This window comes from Actinophytocola gossypii, from assembly GCF_025165815.1.
Lineage (GTDB): Bacteria > Actinomycetota > Actinomycetes > Mycobacteriales > Pseudonocardiaceae > Actinophytocola > Actinophytocola gossypii.
The window spans coordinates 564,005-578,636 of the sequence record NZ_JAFFZE010000006.1; the positions used below are offsets into that span (position 1 = coordinate 564,005).

Here is a 14,632-nt window from a genome sequence, read left to right on the forward strand (position 1 = left end):
GCCACCATGGCGTGCCATGGTGGCGCCAGGCGGGCAGAACCCTCCGTATGCTGGGCAGATGACAGCGAAGCCGGTGGCGCGACTACGGGGAATCGCGGGTCTGGTCCTGACCGTTCGGTTCCTCACCGAGCTGGCCATGCTGGCCGGTCTGGCCGTGGCCGGTGCTCACCTCGGTGACGGTGTGCTGCTCGGCATCGCCGCCGCCGTCCTGCTGCCGACGGCCGCGGCGGTCGTCTGGGGTCTGTTCATCGGGCCCCGGGCCGGCCGTCGTCTACCGGAGCCGGCCCGGTTCCTGGTGGAGTTCGCGCTGTTCGCCGCCACGGGTGTGCTGCTGGCGTTGTCGGACTGGCTGGTCGCCGGCGTCGTGGTCGCGGTCGCCGGGATCGCCTTCGCGGCCCTCACCCGGGTCCACGCCAAGGACGGCTGATCAGGCCACGCTGAGTCGCAGCACGGCCTCGGCGCCCCTGATGACGACGATCTCGTAGACCTGGTTGTTGGTCTGCTGCCTCGATCCGACCGGGCCGCCGATCGTGCTCGAGAACCCGCTCGGCGACGTCTGCGACAGGGTGACCCCGGTGCCCTCGACGCTGATCGTCTTCGGACCGGTGCCGCTGGCGTCGGGCAGGGAGTCGCCCGACCTGACGATGACCTCGCACGTCCCGTCGGCGCAGGCCCGCAGGTCGCGGCCGTCGGCGGCCTCGAACGGCGGCGTCGTGGTCGTGGTGACCGCCTCGGTGGTCGTGGTCGTCGTCGTGGTCGTGGTGGTGGTCGTCGTGGTGGTGGTCGTCGTGGGAGCGGATGCCGAGTCCGGCGGGGCGTCGGTTCCACACGCGACCAGCAGGGCAGCGGGCACCGCGACCAGCATCCTCTTCATCATGAATCCGAACCTAGCCCGGCGGCCGCCGCCTGGCGGGCCGTCGGCAGGTTCGGGCCATCCGGCGTGAACCAGCGCGCCACGGCGGCGGCCAGCTCGGACCGGTCGGGGCGCGGGTCGGACGACGCCCACGCGACGTACGAGTCCGGACGGAGCAGGAGCGCGGTGAGGTCGGTGTCCGCCTCGGCGCGTACCACCTCGACACCGTCGACGGCGAGGTCGCCGGTGAGGTCGATCAGCACGGGACGTGCCGTCCTGGCCAGCTCGGCCAGGCGGACCGGGCCGTCGGCGGTACGCAGGTCGAGGTCGGGCGCGGGCCAGCCGGCCAGTGCGTGGGCGCCCTCGTCGACCGGGTACCGGACGTCGGCGCCGGCGACCAGGCCCGCGACGGCACGCACGACCCCCGGCTGGGTGAGCAGCTCGCCGAACACCGCGCGCAGACCGGTGACGTCCTCGCCCGGTGACAGGAGCGCGGCCTGGGTCCGGGAGAACGTCACCATCCGCTCGGCGATCGGGCGCCGCTCACGCTCGTAGGTGTCCAGCACGTCCGCCGTGCCGGCGACCGCCGCCGCGAGCTTCCAGCCCAGGTTGATCGCGTCCTGCATGCCCAGGTTGAGCCCGGTGCCGCCCGCCGCGAACACGTGCGCGGCGTCGCCGACGAGGAACACCCGGCCGTCCCGGTACCGCTCGGCGATCCGGGTGTTGCCGCCGTTGATCCGGCGCAGCACGTGCGGGCCGTCCCCGGCCGGCGGTCCGAGCGGTACCTCGACACCCAGCACCCGGGCGACGCTGGCCCGCAGCTCGTCGAGGCTCATCGGTTCGTCCGTCGCTGGCTGGTCCCATTCCGTTGTGGACACCAGCGCGGGCCGGCCGGGGAACGGCGCGTAGGAGAAGCCGCCCCCGGTGGTGCGGATGGGCAGGAACGGCCGGACCGGGCCGTGGCCGGGCACGTTCAGCGCGCCGGTCGCGGGGTCGAGCCACTCCGCCGGCACGCCGGCCTGCGCGGTGCGGTTGGTGGCCCGGTCGTAGGTGACGCCAGGGAAGCCGATCCCGGCGGCCTTGCGGACGGGGCTGTGCGCGCCGTCCGCGCCGACGACGTACCCGGCGCGCAGCTCGTAGTCCCCGTCCGGACCGCGGACGGTGAGCGTCACGCCGTCGGCGTCCTGGGTGAGTCCGACCAGCTCGTGGCCGCGGCGCATCTCGGCACCCAGCTCGGTGGCGCGTTCCTCGAGGACCCGCACCGTCTGGACCTCCGGCACGGGGAGGTTGTAGACCGGGCTGTCCTCGAGCAGCCCGAGGTCGAGCGGCATCGCGGCGAACATGAAGTAGCCGTCGTTGGGCCGGGGCGGGCCGGCCTGTCCGCTGAGCCGCTCGAACAGCCCCCGGCGGTCGACCATCCGGACGACCTGCCCGACGAGCCCGTTCGAGCGCGGCTCCGGATTGGGTTCGGTACGGCGCTCCAGCACCACCGGCCGGACGCCGCCGAGCGCGAGTTCGCAGGCGAGCATCAGTCCGTTGGGTCCGCCGCCGACAATGATCACGTCCATGGTCGTTCTCCTTTCGGGCACGCCGAAGCAGCCCGTCCGGCGGGCGGGTTGGCGTGCGGGGGGTTCAGCGCGGGTCGGGCAACCCGGCGCGGATCTGGTCGAAGACGTCGCGGATCAGCGACCCGAGTGACTGGCCGGGGTCGCGCGTCCAGCGGGCCATCGCCGCGCCGAGTCCGGCGCTGACGACCGCGGCCACGACCTGCGGGTACAGGTCGTCGGCCGTGGTGCCGGTCCGGTCGGCGACGGCGGCGGTCAGGTCGTCCTGGGCGGTGGCGTGGGCGCGGAACACCTCGTGCTGCACCGCCGGCTCGGCGAGCAACCGCTGCAGGGCGGCGCCGTACCGGTCGGCGTCCGGTCCGGCGGTGGCGGGCTCGAACTGCTCGACGACCGCGTGCACGAGCGCGTCCCAGAGCGGTTCGTCCGCCGGGCGTTCGCGCAGCACCTCGCCGATCCGCTGCCCCCGCTCGACCTGCGCGGCGACGACGGCCTCGGCCTTGCTGGCGAAGTAGTTGCGGAACGTGCGCTCGGAGACCCCCACCTCGGCGGCGACGTCCTCCACCGAGACGGCGTCCAGCCCACGCTCCAGGGCGAGCCGGATGGTCGCCCGGCTCAGCGCGAGCCGGGTCTCCCGCTTCTTGCGCTCGCGCAGCCCACCGTCGGTCATGGCAGCCACCCTAGCCAAACTTTCCGAGATTGCAAGTTTTCCATCTCGGAAAGTTAGCCCAGCTCCGCGCGCAGGGTCTCGGCGGTGTCGCGGATGATGTCGTAGAGCGCGCGGTCGCTGTCCAGCCATTCGGTCATGGCGACGTACACCAGCGTCACGCAGGTCTCGGCCAACAGGGCGGCCCGGGTGCCGTCCAGGCCGCGGGTCAGGAACCCCTGCCGGACCGCGTCGGCCATGGCCGCCCGCTTGCGCAGGTCGCGCTCACGCAGGCCGTCGTCGGACCGGACGAGTTCGCGGAGCTGCCGTATCGCCGCCTTGCGCGGCTCGAAGCGGGTCTCGGCGACGGTCCGCAGTCCCTCCAGGACCACCGTCATCGGGCTGGCGGAGGCCGGCGCCTCGGTCATCATCCGCTCGACCATCGCCGGGACCTCGGCGTCGTCGGTGAAGAGCACCTCGCGCTTGTCCGCGAAGTGCCGGAAGAACGTGCGGGTGGTCAGGCCGGCCCGTGCGGTGATCGCCGGCACCGTCGTCTCGGCGAACCCCTGCTCGGCGAAGAGTTCGAAGGCCGCCTGGCGCAGGCGCTCGCGCGTGTCGGGCGGCCACCTGCTCATGCCCCCAGTCTAGGTCATGGCACGGCGTGTCGTTGCGGAGAGTATCGGGTGCGCGTAGGTTGATGACACGTCATGTCATCACCCTGAGCGGAGTCGCGTAATGACCGAGGTGTGGATTCTGGGCGGCACGGGCCGCAGCGGGCGCGCGATCGCGGCCGAGCTGAGGAAGCGGGACATCCGCCCGGTGCTGGTCGGCCGGGACGCCAAGCGCCTGGCCGAGGCCGCCAAGGGGGACGAGGTGGTCGTGGCCGCGTCGGTCGACGACCTGGCGGCCGAGATCGGTCGCCGGCGACCGGCCGTCGTGGTCAACACCGTCGGCCCGTTCAGCGCCACCGCGGCACCGCTGGCGCGGGCGTGCCTGCCGGCGTCGACTACGTCGACCTGGCGAACGACCTGGCCGCGCTCACCACCACGCTCGGTCTCGGCGAGGAGGCCGCGGCCGCCGGCCGCACGCTCGTGACCGGCGCCGGGTTCGGCGTCACCGCGACCGAGAGCGTGGTGGTGACCCTGTGCGACGGACGGCCGGCGCCAGAGCACGTCCGGGTGGACATGGTGCCCTCGATGGCGATGGAGGCCGGCGTGGTCGGGGAGGCGCTGGCCGGCACGCTCGTCGACGGCCTTCCCGGCGTCGAGGGCGGCGGCCGGTTCCAGGGCCGCGCGTACCGGGGTGGTCGGCTGGTCCCGGCCCGGTACTTCGGCGACCCGTCCCGGCTCACGCTCCCCGACGGCTCGACCGTCGTCACCGCCAGCCTGCCGCTAGGCGAGCTGCTCGCGGCCCGGCGCGCCAGCGGAGCGTCCACCGTGGTCGCCGCGTCGAGCGAGGCCCCGTCGTCGCCGGTCGTGCGCGCGGTCGCGCCGGTGGCCATGTCGCTGCTCGCGCTCGAACCCGTGCGCGCCTTCGCGAAGCGGCGGCTGGCCGCCGTGCGGGTGAAGGCCAGGCCACGCCCGCGCGAGTACTCGTGGGGCCACGCGGTGATCCGGTGGGCCGACGGCACGACCCGCGAGGGCTGGCTGCGGGTCGGCGAGGCGCAGGCGTTCACCGGCGCGGTACCGGCCGAGGTGGTCCGCCGCCTGCTGGCCGGGCAGGGGCGGCCGGGCGCGTACACCCCGGCGGCCCTCTTCGGCACCTCCCTCGCCGAGGCGTGCGGCGGCGAGTACCACGTCGTCGACGACCCGGCCCGCCGCTGAACGTCAGGACCCGTCGGCCGCCCGGACCAGGATGCCGACCCGGCGCAGGACGTCGAGCTGGGCGACGTTGTACATCTCGACCAGGCCCTTGACGACCTGGGCGTTCGTGAACGCCTCGCCCCGGGGGGACCGCGCCGCCGGGTTCCGCAGCGCCGGGAACCGCTCGAACTGCTGGTGGACGTTCGGGGCGATGCGCTCGGCGAGTCGTTGCCTGGTGTCCTCGCCGGCGTCCTCGGTGAGGGTGGCGAACTCCGTGTCGAGCGGTTCGGTTGGCAGCGCGGACAGCTCCCGGACCGCGTCCATCGCCTCGGGACCGAAGACGCGGGAGTAGAGCAGCAGCAGGGACCGGTTGGCCTCCGACGTCTCGGCGACGGACGGGTCGAAACCCGGCGGCAGGTCCAGCAGCTCGCGCTGCCGGACGATCTCGGCCAGCTCCTCGCGCATCCGCTGCTGCCGTTCGATGCTCGCGGCCAGCTCGGCGTCGAGCGCGCGGAGGGGTCTCCTCGGCGCTCTCGTCCGACTCGTCGATGGCGGCCACGTCCGACAGTGACACGCCGAGGTCGACGAGCCGGCGGATCCGCAGCAGCCGGACCAGGTGCCGGACCTCGTACCGCTTGTACCCGTTCGCCGCTCGCTCCGGTTCGGCCAGCAACCCGATCCGGTGGTAGTGGCGGACGGTCTTCACCGTCGTGCCGGCGAGTTCGGCCAACTGACGGGTGCTCCACGCCACCCCGACCGCCCCCCGTTCGTGTTCCACCTTGACCGTGCCCCGAGGGCACGGTGTCGAGTGGTGGTCGACAGATCCACTTCTGAGATTACGTCGGGGAGTGTGCGCGGATGGATCGAAAACGTCGTGTCGGCCGAGGGGCGACCCTGGTCGCCGTACTCGGCCTCACCGGGGCGCTGGTCGGCGTGCCCACGGTGGCCGCCGAACAGGCCACCGTGACGTGGGGCGCGTGTCCCGAGGAGGTGCCGGCCGTTCCGGTGCCGTTGCGGTGCGCCACCGTCCCGGTGCCCCTGGACTACAGCGACCAGGACGGCCCGCGGATCGAGATCATGATCTCCCGGCTGGCCAGCGGGAACCCGGACAAGCGGCGGGGTGTGCTGCTGCTGAACCCGGGCGGGCCGGGGGGGCAGCGGGCTGACCCAGCCCCAGCTCCTGTACAGCCAGGGCATGCCGGACAGCGTCCTGGACAGCTACGACCTGATCGGCATGGACACCCGCGGGGTCGGGCACTCGGCGCCGATGAGCTGCGGCTTCACCCAGGAAGGGGCCTACTCCGGCAACATCCCGCCGTACGCGGTCGACGACGCTGCGGTCGTCGAGCAGGCGAAGATCGCCAAGGACGTCGCGAAGCAGTGCGCCGCCAACGACGACGAGGACCGGCTGCGCCACCTGACGACGGCGAACACCGCCCGCGACCTGGACCGGATCCGCGCCGCGCTCGGCGAGGAGAAGGCCAGTTACCTCGGGTACTCCTACGGAACCGCGCTCGGCGCCGCGTACGCGTCGATGTTCCAGGAGACCGTCGACAAGGTCGTGCTGGACAGCAACATCGGCGACACGCACCTCGACCACGACGGGCTGCGCCGGTACGCCCTCGGCATGGCGGACACGTTCCCCGACTTCGCGCGGTGGGCCGCCGCGAGGCACGAGAGCTACGGCCTCGGCCGCACGCCGCAGGAGGTGCGCGACACCTACTTCACCCTCGCCGAGCGCCTCGACGAGCAACCGGTGAACGGGGTCACCGGCGCGGTCTTCCGGCTCAGCACCTTCGGATCCCTGTACCGGACGACGATGTACGGCGCGCTGGCGCAGGGCTGGCAGGACCTGCTCGCGGGAAAGGCACCGGCGGCTGACCAGCCGGCGGCCGCCGAGGGAACGCCGTCACCGTACGACAACAGCTGGACCGTGTTCCTCGCCGTGACGTGCAACGACGTCGACTGGCCGGAGAAGCTGCGCACCTACCGGCAGGCCGTCGCCGAGGACCGCGAGCGGTACCCGCTCTTCGGCGCCGCCGCCGCGAACGTCCTGCCGTGCGCCTACTGGCCGTACGAGCCGGCCGAACCCCCGGTGGAGATCGACGACGACGGCCCCGCCGACGTGCTGATCCTGCAGAACGAACGCGACCCGGTCACCCCGCTGCGCGGCGGCGAACTGCTCGACGAGAAGTTCGGCGACCGCTCCCGCCTGGTGACCGTCGACGGCAGCGGCCACGGTGTCTACGTCCTGGGCGGCAACGCCTGCGCGCTGAACGTCACCACCCGCTACCTGGTCGACGGCACCATGCCCGAGCACGACGTGCGCTGCGCGGAGTAAACGCGTCCCCTCCCGTGTTGTGGCGTACGCGACGACACGGGAGGGGCCGCATGAGCCTTCGGCAGTACGAGTACGCCCTGGCGGTCGCCGAGGAGGGCTCGGTGACCGCCGCGGCGGAGCGGCTGCGCGTCGCCCAACCGTCGATGTCCCAACAGATCCGGAACCTGGAGCGGGAACTCGGCGTGCGCCTGTTCGCCCGCACCCCGACCGGCCTGGTGCCCACCGCGGTCGGCCGCGCGTTCCTGCGCGAGGCGGAGGTCGCGGTGCACGCGGCCCGGCGGGCGCGGGCGACCGCCCGAGCCGGTGCCGGCGAACTGGTCGGCGAGCTGGAGGTGGCGGTGCAGCTGGGCTTCGGCACCCGGCAGCTGCCGGGCGCGCTGCGGGCGCTGCGCCGCCGCTTCCCGCGCGTGGAGGTCACCGTCGTCGAGGAACCGAACGGCGCCGAACTGGAGCGACTGTGCCGCCGGGGCGGAGTGGACCTCGCCCTGATGGCGGCCTGCGAGCGCGGCCCCGCCAGCGCCCACCACCTCGGCGACGAGGAGTTCGTCGTGGTGCTCGGCGCCGGGCACCCCGGGCTCGCCGACGACCGCGTCGAGCTGTCCGCGCTGGCGGGGGAGCCGTGGGTCAGGTTCGACCGGGACAGCGCACTCGACGCCGTCCTGCGGAACGTCGTGCGCGACGACCCGACCACCGTCGCCCGCGTGTCCCAGACGGCGACCGCCGTGCGCTGGGCGGCCGACGGGCTCGGGGTGACCCTCGTCCCGGCCTCCGCGGTGCCCGACGGCTACGAGCACCTGGTGCGCCCGGTGTTCCCGGTCGTGTCCCAGCCCGTCATCGCCGTCGTCCGGCAGCACGCGGGCCCGGCCGAGACGGCCCTGCTCGACCTCCTGCGCCAGGAAACCTGGTTCGCTCCCGCCGCACTGGTCTCCTGAGGGCGCTCAGAGCTGAGTGCGCCCGCCGTCCACGGCCAGTTCGGCGCCCGTGGTGTAAGTGGCGTCGAAAGCGAGAAACGCGGCCGCCCGAGCGACTTCGTCGACGGTTCCGAAACGCCCCATCGGATTGTCCGCGACCACCTGCGCGGTGAACTGCTCGGCATCCTCCTCGGTCATCGTCTTCTCCAGAATTCCGGTGTCGATCGGACCGGGACTGACCGCGTTGACCCGAATTCCACGCGGCAGCAGCTCGCGGGAAAGGCTGCGGGCCAGCGAGCGCAGCGCCGCCTTGCCGGCGCCGTAGACGCTGGTGTCCAGCATGCCGATGGCGTTCGCGGCCGAGGTGGTGAGAACGACGCCGGCGCCCGCGCGCAGCAGCGGCGCGAGCTTCTGCACGGTGAAGAAGGCGCCCTTGACGTTGACCGCGAACAACTCGTCGTACACCTCCTCGGTCGTCGACTCGAAGGGCGTGGCACCCGCGATGCCGGCGTTGACGAACAGCCCGTCGACGCTGCCGAGTTCCCTGCTCACCCGGTCGGTCAACGCGTCCAGGTCGCCCAGGGACGCCACATCGCCCCGGACGGCCAGCGCGTTCCCGCCGAGGTCCCGCGCCGCGTCGAGGGTCGCCGAGGAACGACCGGTGATCACCACCCGGGCGCCGCCGTCCACCAGCCGCCTCGCCAACGCGAACCCCATGCCGGAGCCGCCGCCGGTGATCACCACGTTCCGGTCGCGGTACCTGCCGTCAGCCACGGGGGTACTCCCCGCCGTCCACCCCGATGACCTGCCCGGTCACCCACTCCGCCCGCTCGGACACCAGGAACAGCACCGCGTTCGCGATGTCCGCCGGCCGCCCGTCCCGCCCCAGCGGCGGTGTGTCGGTCGGCCCGGGTCCGATGTCGAGGCTCTCCCAGTACTTCCGAGTCGCTTCCCCACCGGGAGTGGCGGTCCTACCCGGACTCACCGCGTTGACCCGGACCCCGGCCGGAGCCAGTTCGACTGCCAGCCCCCGGCTGTAGCTCTCCAACGCCACCTTCGCCGCCTGGTAGTGCAGAAACGGCGGTGACGGCGGAAAGGTCGCCGCCGTCGACACATGCACGATCGCGCCGGTGCGCCGGTCCCGCATCCCCGGCGCCAGCAACGCGTCCACCCGCACCGACGCCAGGAGGTTCAGGTCCAGCGCGTCCCGCCACTCCTCGTCCGGAATGTCCAGCCCCGACCGGTGCGGCCGTGCCCCGCCCACGTTGTGCACCAGCACGTCCACCCCGCCGAGCACGTCCCGCACGGCCGCGGCGAGCGTCTCCGCGCCGTCCCGCGTCCGCACGTCGGCGGCCACGAACGCGGCCCCCTCCGGCGTCGTGCCCGTCGCCGACCTGGCGGTCGTGAGCACCTCTGCGCCCGCGTCCAGAAGCTGCCGCACGACAGCCGCCCCGATTCCGCGAGAACCACCCGTGACCAAAGCCCGCTTTCCCGCGAGTTCTCCCTTTTCCGACCCGTTTTCGGCCGTGGTCATGCCACTGTTCCTTTCGATTGTTCACCAACCTGTCGCCGAGCCTAAGCCGGCAAAAGAACGAGAAGCAAAGACCAAAAGTCAGCAGACGCCATAGGAACCCCCTATGTCACCCGCCATTTACCCGGCCGGTTCGGAGATCGTCGTCACCGCGCTCGACCGGTAGCGGAACGCGCGGGTTCATCCGGCGCTGTCCAGGCCGACGCCATCGCCCGGTCGATCACCCGGCGCCATCCCGGGTTCGTCGGAGTCGCGCGACTGGCGGCCGCGGCGAGCCAGATCAGTGCGAGCACATCCTCGGCCGAGCACGATTCGGCCAGCGATCCGCTGCGATGTGCGTCGTGCACGAGCGTCCGGGCGATCGCGGCGTTCCGCTCGCAAACGTCGCTGAGCGCGCCCGCCTCGGGATAACGCCGCAGGAGCGCGTCGCTCAGCGCCGGCTCCCGCTCCAACAGGTCGATCATCAGCCGCACGAAGGTGTCGAGCCGGTCCCGGGCGGTCTCCTGCGACCGGGCGGTGTCGGTCACCTCGAGCAACCTCCGCGCGAGCACCTCGGGCACGACCGCGTCGATCAGGCCCTCCCGGTTGCCGAAGTGGTTGTAGAGGGTCCCCACCTTGACGCCGGCGGCCCGTGCGATCGCTTCCAACGGCGCACCGAGACCGTCCGCCAGGAAGGCCTCGAGAGCGGCGGAGCGCAGCTTCTCGGCGTTCTCGCGGGCGTCACGCCGCCGGGATCGGTCCGGTGTCACGCGGGTAGATGCAACTACATCCGTCCGGCCCGGCGCAACCGCGTGGCACCCCTCGCTGACCTCTGATAACTTAAATTGAGGCAGCCTCAATTTGCTAGGAGCCTTCATGACGATGCTGACGATCGACGCGTGGGTGGACGTTCAGTGCCCGTGGTGCTACATCGGTTACGGCCGCCTGGAACGGGCGATCGAGGAGTCCGGCCACGCCGCGAGGATCCGGCTCGAGCCGCGCACCTTCGAACTCGACCCGATGGCCGACCCCTCGGTGGAGCCGGCGCTGGCGCGCATGACCGGCCGGTACGGGCTTCCGCTCGAACAGGCGCGCGCCAACGAGAGCGAACTCGCGGCGGTGGCAACGGCCGACGGTCTCGCCTACAGCTCGGACCGCCAGATGAGCTCGTCACGCGATCCCCTGCGGCTGGTGCACCTCGCGAAGGAGCACTGCGTCGGATGGCGGTTCGCCCGTGCCGTGCAGCGGGAGATCTTCTCGGGCAACGCCGAAGCCTTCGGCCACGAGACGCTGACCCGGCTCGGTGTCGACCTGGGCATCCCCGCGGCCGCGATCAGCGGCACGCTCGCCGGTGACGGATACGCGGACCAGCTGAAGGTCGACCGCGAGGAGGCCCGGCGGCTAGGTGCCCGCGGCGTCCCGTTCACCGTGTTCGGCGACCAGGTCGTCGTCCAGGGAGGGTCGACCGTGCCCGACTACATCGCGGCCATCGAACGTTCGTCGCACGCCGCCAGGCCGGCGGTCGTGGACGGGATCCAGTGCGCCGTGCGGAGCGGAACGGGGTCGGAAGCATGACGCTCCTGCAGCGGGTGGCGAGGATCGTGAACCGTGCGGTCCTGCCCGCCGTGTCGTCGCCGCGCCTGAACCGCCTGACGAGCGGACGGATGACCGTCGTCCGTTACACCGGACGGCGGTCCGGCCGCGCCGTCTCGCTCCCGGTGGCCTACCGCTCGGAACGCGATCGGCTCACGATCGACGTCTCGTTCCCGGACAAGAAGACGTGGTGGCGCAACTTCACCGGGGACGGAGCGCCCCTCACCGTCAGACTCGACGGGATCGAGCGGCCCGGCCAGGCGACCGCCGTCCGGGACGGCGACCGGGTGCGGATCGAGGTGACCTTGAACCCGCCGGACAGCGCACCGCCGACGAATTGAGCTCGGGCGGCGCGCACCAACCCCTCGACTTCGCGGTACTCGAACGCCGCCGCGTGACCTCCTGCGGACACGCCGCGACACCGTGCATCTGAACTCCCCACACATCCTCGGCAGCTTGAGCAGCCGGTGAACCACCGTCGCACGGTGTGGCTTGTGCGTCCCGGGTACGCCCCTGTTCTGCCCCGGCGCGGCTCGCACAGCATCCGCACGGGTAGCTGACAGGCGCCGGGGCACCGGGGGTCTGGGGGGTCGCTCCCCAGAAATTACGACGAACGACCCGATTCACGCTCTCCGTGAACAGGGATCACCCAGAGTGAGTGCCCCCGGCAGGATTCGAACCTGCGACACCCGCTTTAGGAGAGCGGTGCTCTATCCCCTGAGCTACGAGGGCGGCAGGGAACAGGGTAGCGGGTACGGCCGGCCGGTGGGGGTGGGGCTCTGCCGGGTTCGGGGTGCCGGCGGGGTGTGGTGCCGGCGGGTGCCCGGTTCCGTGTGCCGGGGTTCGATTGTTTCGCAAGTCGGGTCGGGGGCGTTGGCGGCGGTGCCTTCGTGGGTTTTCCGGTGCCTGGACGACGGCCGATGGGCATATTGGTATCGTTCGGTCACCTCCGCTCGCGCCGGTTCGCGAATTCGCGCTATTAGCGGCGGTCTGCTCGGCATGTCGTGATCAACGGAGCGTGTTCGTCGACGCTTGCGGGTGACGATCTTGTGGCTCTTTCGAGCGGATTATCGAGGTGTTGGGGCAGGTCAGCGTGTGGTAAGCACCTGAACGAGTGGTTTAGCGGGAATGTCACAAAAGGCTACCTGCCGCAACTCGACAAGGCGGACGTCGCGTATCGATTAGGCGGTGATGGAGGCGAATCCGGTTACTGTGGGAACAGGTCGCCGCGACTCGCGACACAGTGGGGTGGCGCGCGGCAACTTTCGGGTTGCTCCATCATTGAGCCCGGTGATCGGGGGTAACTTTCGATGCGTCGGGAAATCGCTTCTCGATCGCATTTGTGAGGAGAGTGAAATGCCGAAACTGGCTGGCCGCGGGACGCTTCTCGCGGCTCTTGCCGTGCCGTTCGTGGTCGTGGTGGCGCCCCTGACCGCCACGGCGGACACCGACCCCGCAGGCGTTGTGGCCACCGAGGAGGGTGCCGCGGTGCTCAGCACGTCCTCCACGGCCGTGCAGCACGAGGTAGGTGCCTGGTACGACGGTACGACCAACCTGGTGGACTCCGAGGAAGCCACCGAGACCCCGTCCGAGGAGGCGTCGCTTTCGCCGGTGAAGGCCCGGCCCGCCTCGATCGACCATCTCGCCATCAAGGGCGACGAGGAGGACGACGAAGACGAGGACACCGACGAGGAGAGCGTCGAGGACAACGGCGTCAGCTTCGTGGTGCACGATGAGTTCGAGGCCGCCGCCGGCGACGAGGGCGCCTGGGTCGAGACCTCCGAGTCCGGTGCGGTGGAATCCGATGGCATGTCCGGTGGCAGCGCCGCCTGGCACCACGAGGCCGAAGCGGCCGCGGGCGAGGACGGTGCGTACGTCGAGTCGAACTCGAGTGCGGCCGGCGAGTCCGACGGCTACCACGATGATTACAACGGTCACCACGGTGAGGACGACGGCTACCACGGTACGGGCGTGACCTTCGCCGGGTACGAGGAGACCACCGCCGCCGCTGGTGAGGAGGGCGCGTTCGTCGAGTCGACCTCGAGCGTCGCCGTCGACGCCGGTGGCTACGGCCACCACGGTGACGGCGCGACCTTCGCCGCGTACGAGGAGCACGCCGCTGCCGCCGGCGATGACGGTGCCTGGACCAGCAGCGTCGAGAGCGCCGCCGGTGAGATCGACGGCCACGGCTACGGCCACGGCCACGGTCACGGCGGCACCTTCGCCGGTTACTCGGCGGACGTGGCGGCCGCCGGTGATGACGGTGCCTGGACCAGCAGCGTCGACAGCGCCGCTGGTGAGCTGGACTGACGGAACGAGATAGGCCGCGCCGGCTCCCGCTCGCGGGGGCCGGCGCCTCATTCCCAGGAACAGGAGCAGGAGGAGGAGACGTGCGCGCTCGCGGGGAAGCCGTACGCCCGATGTCGGACAAGGAACTCCAGGTCGTCCGGATGCTCGCCGACGGCATGCAGGTCAAGCAGATCTCGAACCGTCTCGGCATCAGCGTGGAGGCGGTCTCGATGCGCCTGCGCCGCGCCGCCGACGCGCTCGGCACCGCGACCTCGGTCCAGACGGTCGTCGAGGTCATGCGGCTCGGCCTGCTCGGCCCGACCAGCTACCCGGCGCCGCGCGTGCGGCGCGAGGTCGCCGACCGGCACTCGTCGACCTGCGCCCTGTTGCGCAACCCGGTCTGCGACTGCGCCGGTCACCTCTAGTACGGCCGGCGCGGCGGGCGCACGCCCTCCAGATCGTCCTCGTCGAACGTGTCGAACTGGGTGAGGACCGGCTGCAGCTTGGCCAGACACCGGATCACGATCTGCGAGATGTTCGACGACGACGTGTTCATCGCCTGGGCGATCTCGCCGACGCTGAGCCCCTCGAACAGTCGCAGCCGGGTGATCTGCCGCTGCCGGTCGGTCATGTAGTCCATCACGCGCAGGATCCGCTTCCGCACCTCGCCCGCGTTCACCCGGCGGATCGCGATCATCGCCGCGTCCTCGACCGGGAGCATCACCACGAGGTCGTCGGCGAGGCCGGCTAGGTCGTCGATGGTGAGCGGCGCGGCGCCGCGGCCCGGCCGGCACATCCTGCGGCGGACCTGGCGCACCGTGATGTCGACCAGGAGGGCCTGCCAGTCGCACGGGGTCGGTGGGGGATTGGTCAGCACCGCCGCGAAGACGTCGTTGACCACGTCGTCGGCGTCGTTCTCGGCGTCGCACCTGCCGCGCAGGCCGCGCCGGGCCACCTCGGCGACGGTTTCGCGATAGTCGGTGTAGAGCTGGCCCCAGTTCACTGTTCGACCTTCGATCATCTCGGCGTACCGAAATCCTGCTCACCGTGGTGAGTGGGTTTTGGGTCGGAGAAGTAAGGTCGCCCCAGGACGACGTTGTCTGGAGCAAACGCAGGTGTGTGGGA

The 14,632-nt window shown here is 71.7% G+C and carries 18 protein-coding genes, 1 tRNA gene and 1 pseudogene; 9 read left to right on the forward strand and 11 right to left on the reverse strand.

The genetic code is table 11. The annotated features are described in order from the left end of the window. Positions 1-58 precede the first annotated feature (58 nt). A complete protein-coding gene (locus JT362_RS07305) occupies positions 59-427 on the forward strand; it encodes a YrdB family protein (protein WP_260190250.1) in 369 nt (122 codons plus the stop codon). Here JT362_RS07305 and JT362_RS07310 read toward each other — a convergent pair whose 3' ends face one another. The 4 genes from JT362_RS07310 to JT362_RS07325 all read right to left on the reverse strand — a co-directional run bounded on the left by JT362_RS07310 (position 428) and on the right by JT362_RS07325 (position 3,696). Continuing rightward, positions 428-877 (reverse strand): hypothetical protein, encoded by a 450-nt coding sequence (locus tag JT362_RS07310; RefSeq protein ID WP_260190251.1) that lies wholly within the window; start codon positions 875-877, stop codon positions 428-430. It abuts the gene before it with no gap. Further along, on the reverse strand, positions 874-2,421 hold the full coding sequence (locus JT362_RS07315) for an FAD-dependent monooxygenase (protein WP_260190252.1): 1,548 nt from the start codon (positions 2,419-2,421) through the stop codon (positions 874-876). Before JT362_RS07315 ends, JT362_RS07310 begins: the two co-directional genes overlap by 4 nt. 64 nt (positions 2,422-2,485) lie before the next feature. Further along, a complete protein-coding gene (locus JT362_RS07320; RefSeq protein WP_260190253.1) occupies positions 2,486-3,085 on the reverse strand; it encodes an acyl-CoA-like ligand-binding transcription factor in 600 nt (199 codons plus the stop codon). A 53-nt stretch (positions 3,086-3,138) separates the two neighbouring features. Further along, positions 3,139-3,696: a TetR/AcrR family transcriptional regulator gene (locus JT362_RS07325; RefSeq protein ID WP_260190254.1), complete on the reverse strand. Its 558-nt coding sequence runs from the start codon at positions 3,694-3,696 to the stop codon at positions 3,139-3,141. A 100-nt stretch (positions 3,697-3,796) separates the two neighbouring features. Here JT362_RS07325 and JT362_RS07330 point away from each other — a divergent pair, with 100 nt between their 5' ends. Together JT362_RS07330 and JT362_RS07335 are read left to right on the forward strand one after the other, a co-directional pair. Next, positions 3,797-4,156 carry a saccharopine dehydrogenase family protein gene (locus JT362_RS07330; protein ID WP_260190255.1) on the forward strand — a complete coding sequence of 120 codons (360 nt, stop codon included), beginning with the start codon at positions 3,797-3,799 and terminating at the stop codon, positions 4,154-4,156. Then, positions 4,051-4,884, forward strand: a complete 834-nt coding sequence (locus tag JT362_RS07335) for a saccharopine dehydrogenase family protein (RefSeq protein ID WP_260190256.1) — start codon at positions 4,051-4,053, stop codon at positions 4,882-4,884. Before JT362_RS07330 ends, JT362_RS07335 begins: the two co-directional genes overlap by 106 nt. A 3-nt stretch (positions 4,885-4,887) precedes the next feature. Here JT362_RS07335 and JT362_RS35355 read toward each other — a convergent pair whose 3' ends face one another. Beyond that, a complete protein-coding gene (locus tag JT362_RS35355) occupies positions 4,888-5,328 on the reverse strand; it encodes a hypothetical protein (protein WP_311202670.1) in 441 nt (146 codons plus the stop codon). 142 nt (positions 5,329-5,470) lie between these two features. Then, positions 5,471-5,641: pseudogene (locus JT362_RS35360) on the reverse strand (MerR family DNA-binding transcriptional regulator); the annotation flags it as partial. 417 nt (positions 5,642-6,058) lie between these two features. Here JT362_RS35360 and JT362_RS07345 point away from each other — a divergent pair. After that, positions 6,059-7,204, forward strand: a complete 1,146-nt coding sequence (locus JT362_RS07345) for an alpha/beta hydrolase (protein WP_260190257.1) — start codon at positions 6,059-6,061, stop codon at positions 7,202-7,204. A 50-nt stretch (positions 7,205-7,254) separates the two neighbouring features. Continuing rightward, positions 7,255-8,136, forward strand: coding sequence for a LysR family transcriptional regulator (locus JT362_RS07350; RefSeq protein WP_260190258.1), 882 nt, complete (start codon positions 7,255-7,257; stop codon positions 8,134-8,136). Between the two features lie 6 nt (positions 8,137-8,142). Here the strand turns inward: JT362_RS07350 and JT362_RS07355 are convergent, their stop codons facing one another. The 3 genes from JT362_RS07355 to JT362_RS07365 all read right to left on the reverse strand — a co-directional run bounded on the left by JT362_RS07355 (position 8,143) and on the right by JT362_RS07365 (position 10,395). Beyond that, on the reverse strand, positions 8,143-8,889 hold the full coding sequence (locus tag JT362_RS07355) for an SDR family oxidoreductase (protein ID WP_260190259.1): 747 nt from the start codon (positions 8,887-8,889) through the stop codon (positions 8,143-8,145). Next, entirely contained in the window at positions 8,882-9,649 is a 768-nt protein-coding gene (locus JT362_RS07360) for an oxidoreductase (RefSeq protein WP_260190260.1), read from the reverse strand. The genes JT362_RS07355 and JT362_RS07360 overlap by 8 nt, the downstream gene beginning before the upstream one ends. 143 nt (positions 9,650-9,792) lie before the next feature. Next, positions 9,793-10,395, reverse strand: coding sequence for a TetR/AcrR family transcriptional regulator (locus JT362_RS07365; protein ID WP_260190261.1), 603 nt, complete (start codon positions 10,393-10,395; stop codon positions 9,793-9,795). A 106-nt stretch (positions 10,396-10,501) separates the two neighbouring features. Between JT362_RS07365 and JT362_RS07370 the strand changes: the two genes are divergently transcribed. Continuing rightward, positions 10,502-11,200: a DsbA family oxidoreductase gene (locus JT362_RS07370; protein ID WP_260190262.1), complete on the forward strand. Its 699-nt coding sequence runs from the start codon at positions 10,502-10,504 to the stop codon at positions 11,198-11,200. Further along, positions 11,197-11,559, forward strand: a complete 363-nt coding sequence (locus JT362_RS07375) for a hypothetical protein (protein ID WP_260190263.1) — start codon at positions 11,197-11,199, stop codon at positions 11,557-11,559. The genes JT362_RS07370 and JT362_RS07375 overlap by 4 nt, the downstream gene beginning before the upstream one ends. A gap of 318 nt (positions 11,560-11,877) precedes the next feature. Here JT362_RS07375 and JT362_RS07380 read toward each other — a convergent pair. Next, a tRNA-Arg gene (locus JT362_RS07380) sits at positions 11,878-11,950 on the reverse strand. A gap of 516 nt (positions 11,951-12,466) precedes the next feature. On the opposite strand from JT362_RS07380, the gene JT362_RS07385 reads away from it, so the two are divergent. Both JT362_RS07385 and JT362_RS07390 read left to right on the forward strand, forming a co-directional pair. Further along, a complete protein-coding gene (locus JT362_RS07385) occupies positions 12,467-13,528 on the forward strand; it encodes a hypothetical protein (protein WP_260190264.1) in 1,062 nt (353 codons plus the stop codon). A gap of 80 nt (positions 13,529-13,608) precedes the next feature. Further along, positions 13,609-13,932, forward strand: coding sequence for a LuxR C-terminal-related transcriptional regulator (locus tag JT362_RS07390; RefSeq protein ID WP_260190265.1), 324 nt, complete (start codon positions 13,609-13,611; stop codon positions 13,930-13,932). On the opposite strand, the gene JT362_RS07395 is transcribed toward JT362_RS07390, so the two are convergent. Beyond that, positions 13,929-14,510, reverse strand: coding sequence for a sigma-70 family RNA polymerase sigma factor (locus JT362_RS07395; protein ID WP_260190266.1), 582 nt, complete (start codon positions 14,508-14,510; stop codon positions 13,929-13,931). The two genes, JT362_RS07390 and JT362_RS07395, sit on opposite strands and share 4 nt — an antisense overlap. Positions 14,511-14,632 lie beyond the last annotated feature (122 nt).

Bases quoted from the DNA above. Each gene is read 5' to 3' on its own strand.
- JT362_RS07305 (WP_260190250.1), top strand. From the start codon at position 59: ATGACAGCGAAGCCGGTGGCGCGACTACGGGGAATCGCGGGTCTGGTC.
- JT362_RS07310 (WP_260190251.1), bottom strand. From the start codon at position 877: ATGATGAAGAGGATGCTGGTCGCGGTGCCCGCTGCCCTGCTGGTCGCG.
- JT362_RS07315 (WP_260190252.1), bottom strand. From the start codon at position 2,421: ATGGACGTGATCATTGTCGGCGGCGGACCCAACGGACTGATGCTCGCC.
- JT362_RS07320 (WP_260190253.1), bottom strand. From the start codon at position 3,085: ATGACCGACGGTGGGCTGCGCGAGCGCAAGAAGCGGGAGACCCGGCTC.
- JT362_RS07325 (WP_260190254.1), bottom strand. From the start codon at position 3,696: ATGAGCAGGTGGCCGCCCGACACGCGCGAGCGCCTGCGCCAGGCGGCC.
- JT362_RS07330 (WP_260190255.1), top strand. From the start codon at position 3,797: ATGACCGAGGTGTGGATTCTGGGCGGCACGGGCCGCAGCGGGCGCGCG.
- JT362_RS35355 (WP_311202670.1), bottom strand. From the start codon at position 5,328: ATGCGCGAGGAGCTGGCCGAGATCGTCCGGCAGCGCGAGCTGCTGGAC.
- JT362_RS07345 (WP_260190257.1), top strand. From the start codon at position 6,059: ATGCCGGACAGCGTCCTGGACAGCTACGACCTGATCGGCATGGACACC.
- JT362_RS07350 (WP_260190258.1), top strand. From the start codon at position 7,255: ATGAGCCTTCGGCAGTACGAGTACGCCCTGGCGGTCGCCGAGGAGGGC.
- JT362_RS07360 (WP_260190260.1), bottom strand. From the start codon at position 9,649: ATGACCACGGCCGAAAACGGGTCGGAAAAGGGAGAACTCGCGGGAAAG.
- JT362_RS07370 (WP_260190262.1), top strand. From the start codon at position 10,502: ATGACGATGCTGACGATCGACGCGTGGGTGGACGTTCAGTGCCCGTGG.
- JT362_RS07375 (WP_260190263.1), top strand. From the start codon at position 11,197: ATGACGCTCCTGCAGCGGGTGGCGAGGATCGTGAACCGTGCGGTCCTG.